A 9,396-nucleotide genomic window follows, 5' to 3' on the forward strand; every position below is an offset into this window, starting at 1 on the left:
CAAACGAGTGTAGGTGACTTTGTATTCTGCATAGCAGAGATTTAGATGTCGAAAAATTAAAATGGATTTATATAGTTCGGATTTTCATCCATTTTTCTTAAACAATCTTCATAAAGGACCTCTCTGTGTTCCTATCTTATTAATCACGAAAGCTTAACTCTATCACCAATACCCCAAATTTCGTTACTATATTGTAAAATCGTACGATCGCTCGCAAAATGGCCTGATTGTGCAATGTTTAAAATAGACATTTCTAGCCACTTTCTTCTGTTTTCATATGCTCTTCCTACATCTTCTTGCCTTTCTGCATATGGGCTAAAATCACGAAGGACAAAGTACTCGTCATTTTGAATGACAAGAGAGTCGTAAATAACCTCAAATTCAGCCCCAGCATTTGTAAAAAATCCATTCGTTAACTGATCAACCACTTTTTTAATGTACATATTATGATGGTAGTAATCATTTGCATGATAGCCACCATTTTGGTAATAATGAAGCACTTCTTCTGCTGTTAACCCGAAAATGAAGCAGGCATCATCGCCTACCCTGTCCTTTATTTCAATATTTGCACCATCTAGCGTTCCAAGTGTAACTGCACCGTTCATCATAAATTTCATATTTCCTGTTCCCGACGCTTCCTTACTCGCTGTTGAGATTTGCTCACTTACATCTGCCGCTGGGAAAATATCTTCCGCTAGGGAAACCCGATAGTTTTCTAGAAAGATAACCTTCATATATTGACTTACATACGGATCATCATTTACCTTTCTAGCAAGTTCGCTTATTAATTTAATAATCTTTTTCGCGTAATAATAACCCGGCGATGCTTTCGCCCCGAAAATAAATGTACGTGGATAAAACGAAAAGCTAGAATCCTCTTTTAAACGATTATACAAATATAAAATATGTAACACGTTTAATAGCTGCCTTTTGTAGGCATGCAATCGTTTTACTTGTACATCAAAAATGGAATTTGGGTCAACAATAATCCCCATTTTATTGTGAATGCGCTCTGTCAAAATCTGTTTACGCTCCTGCTTTACAGCCTGCAACTTGTCAAGAAACGCCGCATCCTGTTTAAAATTTTGCAGTAATTGCAACTGACTCGGCTGCTTCTTCCACTCCGTTCCAATTGCTTCTGAGATGAGATTCGTAAGCTGCGGGTTTGCCTTCATAAGCCAGCGCCGATGGGCAATCCCATTTGTTTTATTATTAAATTTGTCTGGGTAAAACTCATAAAATAATCGCATTTCACGTTGTTTCAAAATTTCCGTATGAATTTTAGCAACACCATTTACACTATAACTTCCGACGATTGCTAAATGCGCCATTTTCACAAGATCATGCGCGATAATAGCCATGTCTTCAATTCGCTTCCACTCATACGGATACCGCTCCCAAAGCTCGTGACAAAAACGCTCATTAATCTCTTCAATAATCATATAAATGCGTGGTAATAACGGTCTAAAAATGTGAATAGGCCACTTCTCAAGCGCCTCTGATAATGTCGTATGATTCGTATAAGAAATCGTCTGAGTTGTAATATTCCATGCCTCTTCCCAAGCGAGCTTTTCTTCATCTAGTAAAATACGCATAAGCTCTGGAATTGCTAGAACCGGATGCGTATCGTTAATATGAATCGCAATTTTCTCATGTAAATTGCGAAGCGTTCCATTTCGCTCTCTCTGCATACGAACAATGTTTTGTAAACTTGCCGATACAAGAAAATACTGCTGCTTTAAACGTAGTATTTTCCCTTCATCATGTGTATCATCTGGGTATAAAAATTCTGAAACCACTTCTGTATCGCGTTTATATTTCAAAACATTTTTACAGTTTTGCGGGAAAGGAACTGGCTCTGCATTCCAAAGTCTGAGTGTATTCACGGTATCTGTTTCATACCCAATAACGGGAACGTCATATGGAACTGCCATGATCACTTCTGCATCCGTATGACGAAATTCGAGGCGGCCATTTATTTCTATTGGCTCTACATCTCCAAAGTAGCTCACTTCTACCGCTTGATCATACCTTCTTACTTCCCATACATTTTCATGAAGGAGCCATTGTTCTGGTAGTTCTACTTGATATCCATCAACAATTTTTTGATCAAATAAGCCATGCTTATACCGAATGCCATATCCATGTCCAGGAAGATTTAAAGATGCAAGTGAATCGAGAAAACAAGCCGCTAAGCGACCTAGCCCTCCGTTTCCAAGACCTGCATCCGCTTCACTTTCTTCTAATTCTTTTAATGAAATACCAAGCTCAGAAAGCCCTTGTTCACATACATCTCGAATTCCTAAATTGAGCATGTTACTTCCAAGTAAACGCCCAAGTAAAAATTCAATTGATAAGTAATACATTTGCTTTTGATTTCCAGCTCGGTACCTTTCATTCGTTGCAATCCAATCCTGATTTATATACTCACGTACCATATGACCAAGTGTATTATACTGATCTCGACTTGTAGAATCTTTGAAACTCTTCCCATACATCGTTTCTAGTTTTTCTAAAAAAGCTGCTTTAAAGCTTTCCACATGAGTAAACATTTTTTCACCACCTAAGAGTGTTTCAGCAAACTGCTATATAGCTCCTTATATGCAAGCGCGGACGTTTTCCAGCTGTAATCTGCTGTCATCGCTTGTTTTACAAGCTGGTTCCATACTGGCTCATTATGATAATAATGAAGTGCACGACGAATCGTATGTAACATGTCATGCGCATTAAAATTTGTAAAGGTGAAGCCATTTCCAGATGCAGTCTCCTCATTATAAGACTGCACCGTGTCATTCAATCCCCCTGTTTCTCTTACGATTGGGATTGCGCCGTATGCTAATGCAATGAGTTGTCCGAGTCCGCATGGTTCAAACAATGATGGCATTAAAAATAAATCACTGCCCGCATATACTTGATGCGCCAACTCTTCATTAAATCCAATGTATACCTTTACTTTTTCTGGATATTCATATGCCATCCATTCAAAAAATTGCTCATACTCAGAATCCCCTGATCCTAAAATGATGCATTGTACATCCTCTTCCATGATTTCACGGAAGACAGCACGTACTAGATCCAGCCCCTTTTGCTTTGTTAATCGCGTTACCATCGAAATAATTGGTGTATCTTCTTTTTCCGGCAAACCAAAATAACGCTGTAAGGCACGCTTATTATCTTGTTTTTCATATAATGACTCTGCATCATACTGAGCAGTAATATAAGGGTCTGTTAGCGGGTTGTACACGCTCGTATCAATCCCATTTACAATGCCGCTCAGCTTATCATTATATTTGCGTAATAAGCCATCTAGCTTTTCACCAAAAAATTCATATTGAATTTCTTCTTTATACGTCGGACTGACCGCTGTAATACGATCTGAAGCGATGATACCGCCTTTCATAAAATTAACATTTCCATAGAACTCAAGCTGTTCGCTATGGAAATATTCATCACCAAGCTCAAGTAAATCATGCATAACCTCGCGGGGAAATACACCTTGGAACTGCAAATTATGAATGGTATAAACCGTTTTAATATGTTTATATAACGGGTTGTCCCCATACTTTTCACGCAGTAAGAAATTTGCCATTGCGGTATGCCAATCATGGCTGTGTAAAATATCCACTTCAAAATCAAGATGCGGGATACATTCTAATACAGCTCTCGAAAAGAAAGAAAAGCGTTCTCCATCATCATAATGACCATAGAGCGAATCTCTTTTAAAATAGTATTCGTTGTCGATTAAATAATACGTAATCCCGTCCTGCTCACCTTTCAAAATTCCGCAGTATTGATTTCGCCAACCGAGCTGAACATTGATTACTTTATGAAGCGTACATGCTTCTCGTAAATGCGCAGGGATAAGACTATAGTTTGGAAGTATAATGCGAACGTTTACTCCTAATTTCTTCAACTCTTTTGGAAGTGCACCTGCTACATCTGCTAAACCTCCGGATTTAATAAACGGTACGCATTCTGATACTGCAAATAAAATATTCACGTGTTATTCCACTGCCTGAAAAGCGTATACGCCGATAGCCGCCCTTCTAACAGCTTCCTCCCTTCGAGTTTTTGATTCGTTATATTTATGAGTAGATGAATCCCTATCAAATAGGGATTCATCTTTTAGAATATTTGAGAATAACTATTGATTGTGTGATTTTGGACACTACCTTTTTCCACAACGTACGGTTTATCAGGTGTTCCTGTTAAAATCACACCATCCTCAATTTTAACATCCTTATCAATAATAACGCCGTCTAGTATACAATTATCTCCAATTTGGCTCTTTTGCATAATAATACTGTTTCGAATGACAGAACCTTTTCCAACCTTTACAGAGCGAAATACAACACTATTGTCTACTTTTCCTGCAATCATACTACCGTTTGCAATTATTGTATTTGTCACCCTAGCACCTTTCATATAGCGCGTTGGTGGTTCATCTTTTACTTTTGTAAAAATAGGGGCTTCCTTCGTAAATAATTGTTTCCAAATTGAAGGCTGCAAAATTTCTAAGCTATGTTTATAATAGCTTTCAATTGAATCGATTACCGCTACATATCCTGTATGTTCATATGTAGTAATACATAGCGATTCTCCTCGTTTCTCCTTGACTATATCAAATAAACTATAGTGTTCCATATCTTTATATGTTTCAAATAAATCTAATAATAATTGTTTCTTAAGTACATATGTTTGCAGTGAAACACCTTTATGACATACCTCAGTGACATCTGCTTTCGTATGTATATGTCTCTCTAATACCTTTTGAAAATTCAAGGCGGTAACAAGATGGCTATTTGTAATGACTACATACTCCTCTCTGCTGCGCAGGAAATAATCAATATGTCTTCGGAAATGAGCAAAGGAACCAAACTCATCTTGATCGCATTGACAATTCGGAGGAAATAAAAATAAACCGTCACGTTTTCTATCCAAATCCCATTGTTTTCCTGATCCGAGATGATCCATCAAGGAGCGATTTTTATGACTTGTAAAAATCGCTACACTATGAATATGGGAATGAACCATATTAGAAAGCATGAAATCAATGAGACGATACCGCCCTCCAAATGGCAGTGCCGCCAGTGAACGATGCCCAGTTACTTTCTTTAAGGAAGGAAAACTTCCTGTTGCATTAATAATTCCTAACATTGTTTCTCCCATTCATTTCATCCCCTTCGTCTATTTTCCCTCTGCAATTAATACGATATCATCCGTATTTTTCTCTGACCGAACAACCATGCCATCTTCAATTACCATACCTGATCCAACAATTGCTTTTTCAATTACAACATTTTTACCAATGTGAGCTCCTGGCATAACGACTGAATCTATTACTTTACTTCCTTCTCCTACTGTTACACCTTGGAATAAAACGGAATGCTTCACTTCCCCTTCAATAACACATCCCTCATTTATTAATGATTCCTCCACTTTTGCCGCTTCAGAAATAAACTGTGGTGGCTCATTTGGATTGACAGAATAAACGCGCCATTCATGATCATTTAACCGTAGTAAAGACTCATCACGAAGCAAATCCATATTTGCTTCCCATAGGCTCTTGACCGTTCCAACATCTTTCCAATACCCTTGGAATGGATAAGCAATTAATTTCTTTCCTTCATCTAATAAAAGCGGGAGGACATCTTTTCCAAAATCATTACTAGACTCTGGATTTCGCGCATCCATCTCTAAATATTCTTTTAAAATTTCCCAATTAAAAATATAAATTCCCATTGAAGCTAAATTGCTTTTTGGAAACTGTGGCTTCTCTTCAAATTCAACAATTTCCATCTCTTCGTTCGTATTCATAATACCAAATCGACTTGCTTCTTCCCAAGGTACTTCAATAACCGAAATCGAAACATCTGCTTCTTTTTCAATATGGAAATCTAGCATTTTACTGTAATCCATTTTATAAATGTGATCTCCTGACAAAATCAGAACATATTCTGGATCATACTGCCGTAAAAAGTTTAAGTTTTGATAAATTGCACTTGCTGTTCCCGTATACCATTTCACCCCAGAGGACTCTGCATAAGGAGGTAGCACGGTTACTCCCCCGTTCACACGGTCTAAATCCCACGCATTCCCAATCCCAATATAATTGTGGAGCTCTAATGGCTGATACTGCGTTAAAATCCCCACTGTTTCAATCCCAGAATTCGAGCAGTTGCTTAATGTAAAATCAATGATTCTATACTTACCGCCAAAAGGAACAGCTGGCTTTGCTAAATTTTTTGTTAAAGCACTCAAACGACTACCTTTTCCCCCTGCTAGTAACATTGCTACGCACGTCTGCTTTTGAACCATCTTGTTTTTTACTCCCCTTTCTCGTCTTCACTGGCCGTAAAATGGATATGCCAAATGGTGGAATTGTGATTTCTACATGAGCAGACTGACTATGATATGGCTCTAGCATTGTTTTTAGGCGCTTTTTATTTACCTGTCCGGAACCGCCATACATTGCTGCATCACTATTTAAAATCTCGTTATAATACGTGAACTCTGGTACACCTACTTTATAGTTTTCGTACACCACATTGGTAAAATTACATACCACGACAAGGATATCTTCTTCCTTATCTCCTTTACGAATAAATGAGAAAATACTTTGTTCTTTATTATTAGCATCAATCCACTGAAATCCCTCCTGCGAATGATCGAGCTGCCAAAGTGGTTTAGAGCGCTTATACAATGCTATGAGCTCTTTAAAGTAATCATGCATATAACGATGCATTTCAAATTCATGTAAATTCCAATCTAAATCCTCAAGATCTTTCCACTCATCAAATTGACCAAATTCACCACCCATAAAGAGCAGCTTCTTGCCTGGATGCGTAAAGAAATATCCATATAATAAACGCAGCTGTGCAAACTTTTCCCAGTAGTCTCCTGGCATTTTATTTAACAATGATTTTTTTCCATGAACAACTTCATCGTGAGATAGTGGCAATATAAAGTTTTCGGAGTAAGCATACAGCAAAGAAAATGTCATTTTCTCATGAATATATTTCCGGTATTCTGGTGCACACTCCATATATTTCAATACATCATTCATCCAGCCCATATTCCACTTATAATTAAATCCTAGTCCGCCCTCATACGTTGGAGCCGTTACAAGCGGCCAAGCTGTCGAATCTTCTGCAGTCATTAAAAATTCTGCATCCTCTGCAAATACTGCCTCATTTAACTCTCGCAAAAAGGAAACTGCATATTCATTACTTTGCTGCTTTCCTTCCTTCTCCCAATACAACATATTAGCAACCGCATCGACACGAAAACCGTCAATATGGTAATATTTCATCCAAAACAGTGCATTTGAAATTAAAAAGTTTCGAACTTCTCGCTTTCCCAAATCAAAGTTCACTGTTCCCCACACGCGATTTTCCTGTACATCCAAATCTTTATATTCATAGGTCGGCGCTCCATCAAATAAATACAAACCGTGAGCATCTTTGCAAAAGTGCCCCGGTACCCAATCTAAAATGACACCGATTCCATATTTATGACATTTATCGACAAAATACATAAAATCATGAGGCGTACCAAATCGGCTTGTGACCGCATAATATCCAGTTCCCTGATATCCCCAGGAACGATCATACGGATGTTCAACAAGCGGCATAATTTCAATATGAGTAAATTGATGCTCCGCCACATAAGGAATAAACTCATCTGCCATCTCTCGATACGAGTACAGAGAGCCGTCTTCTTTCTTTTTCCATGAACCAAAATGTAATTCATAAACAGCCATTGCTTCCTTATAAATCGGCTTCCGCTTCTTCTTCCGAAACCAATTCTGATCATTCCATTCATATCCTCTTATATCAAAAATAGCCGATGCCGTATTTGGTCTCACTTCTGCATATGTACCGTAAGGATCTGCTTTCAAAATAATCTCACCATCTAAAGTCTCAATCGCATACTTATATATTTCTTGCTCCCCTAACTGTGGGATAAACAACGACCAAATACCCTCTTCTGTCATTTTTCGCATCTTATGTTGCCCATTATTCCAATTATTGAAATCTCCAACAACACTTATATTTTTTGCATGAGGAGCCCATACAGTAAAACGCACGCCTTGTACCTCTCTCTCTCTTACAAGGTGTGCTCCAAATATGTTATAGCTCTCATAACATCCTTCTGTATGAAATTCAGACATTCTTTCTTCTATGCAATTTGTTACATCCAATATGTTCACCTCACTAAGATGACAGAATTTTTAATACCTTTAAACTTTCGCTAAATAACTGAAATATCCTTGTGACATTTTAAATAAATATACGTTTTTCCACGGAAATTAAAGGTAATACTTAAAATTTTGATAAAATATATCGAATTTTGACGAATATTCATTGAAAACGGTTTATTTTCACATAATAAATTTATTTGTAACCATATAATAAAAAACCACTCTATGTTTGAATAGAGTGGTTTTCCTATAAACAATCCTTCTCCAAGAAAAGGGGGTGTATATTTGGGGATATACAAGGGAACTGGAAAAGGAATTTATATGAATTTATATAAAGATTCAGAAGCAGGAAGCAGTTTCCTACCTCTGAATGACTTATCAGTTATCTTATAGTACTGGTGCCATTGTTTCTTTTAATACTTTTACAGAGTGAGCGAATTTCGCTTTTTCTTCTTCATTTAACTCAAGCTCAACGATTTCACGTACACCTTCGCGGTTAATAACAGCTGGAACACCTACATAAGCATCTTTCTCACCGTATTGACCTTCAAGGTATGCAGATACAGTTAGTACGCTGTTCTCGTTGTTTAAGATTGCTTTTGTTACACGAAGTAGTGACATACCGATGCCGTAGTAAGTTGCACCTTTACGCTCGATAATGTGATAAGCAGCATCGCGTACATTGATAAAGATTTTATCTAAATCTTCTTTGTTATACTGTTCGTTATTCGCTAAAATTGTTTCTAGCTTTTGTACACCTACAGTAGCGTGGCTCCATACTGGAAGTTCAGTATCACCGTGTTCACCAATGATGTATGCATGAACGTTACGTGGATCTACATCTAGGTAGTCACCTAACATATAGCGGAAACGAGCAGAATCTAAAGTTGTACCAGAACCGATTACACGCTCTTTTGGTAATCCAGATTCTTTCCAAGTTACATAAGTTAAAATATCAACTGGGTTAGTTGCGATTAAGAAAATCCCATCAAATCCGCTGTCCATAATACCGCGTACGATTTGTTTAAAGATTTTTGTATTTTTCTCAACTAAATCTAAACGAGTCTCACCTGGCTTTTGTGGTAATCCAGCAGTAATAACAACAAGATCTGCATCTTTACAATCTGCATAACTACCTTTCCAAACCTTTGTTGGTGCTGGAGCAAATGGTACCGCATGGCTTAAGTCCATTG

6 protein-coding genes are annotated in these 9,396 nt (G+C 37.5%); all 6 read right to left on the reverse strand.

Going from position 1 to position 9,396, the window contains the following annotated elements; all coding sequences use genetic code 11:
• Positions 1–143 precede the first annotated feature (143 nt).
• Positions 144–2,552, reverse strand: coding sequence for a glycogen/starch/alpha-glucan phosphorylase (locus V7183_RS14385; RefSeq protein WP_335359953.1), 2,409 nt, complete (start codon positions 2,550–2,552; stop codon positions 144–146).
• 11 nt (positions 2,553–2,563) lie between these two features.
• Entirely contained in the window at positions 2,564–4,000 is a 1,437-nt protein-coding gene (gene glgA, locus V7183_RS14390) for a glycogen synthase GlgA (protein ID WP_335359954.1), read from the reverse strand.
• 125 nt (positions 4,001–4,125) lie between these two features.
• Positions 4,126–5,169, reverse strand: coding sequence for a sugar phosphate nucleotidyltransferase (locus tag V7183_RS14395; RefSeq protein WP_335359955.1), 1,044 nt, complete (start codon positions 5,167–5,169; stop codon positions 4,126–4,128).
• Between the two features lie 18 nt (positions 5,170–5,187).
• A complete protein-coding gene (locus V7183_RS14400; RefSeq protein ID WP_335359956.1) occupies positions 5,188–6,318 on the reverse strand; it encodes a glucose-1-phosphate adenylyltransferase in 1,131 nt (376 codons plus the stop codon).
• Entirely contained in the window at positions 6,266–8,203 is a 1,938-nt protein-coding gene (gene glgB, locus V7183_RS14405; protein ID WP_335359957.1) for a 1,4-alpha-glucan branching protein GlgB, read from the reverse strand. Before glgB ends, V7183_RS14400 begins: the two co-directional genes overlap by 53 nt.
• 387 nt (positions 8,204–8,590) lie before the next feature.
• On the reverse strand, positions 8,591–9,396 hold an 806-nt coding region (locus V7183_RS14410), incomplete at its 5' end, for an L-lactate dehydrogenase (protein ID WP_335359958.1).

It is taken from the genome of Bacillus sp. JJ1127 (assembly GCF_036965845.1).
In the GTDB taxonomy this organism is placed as follows: domain Bacteria; phylum Bacillota; class Bacilli; order Bacillales; family Bacillaceae_G; genus Bacillus_A.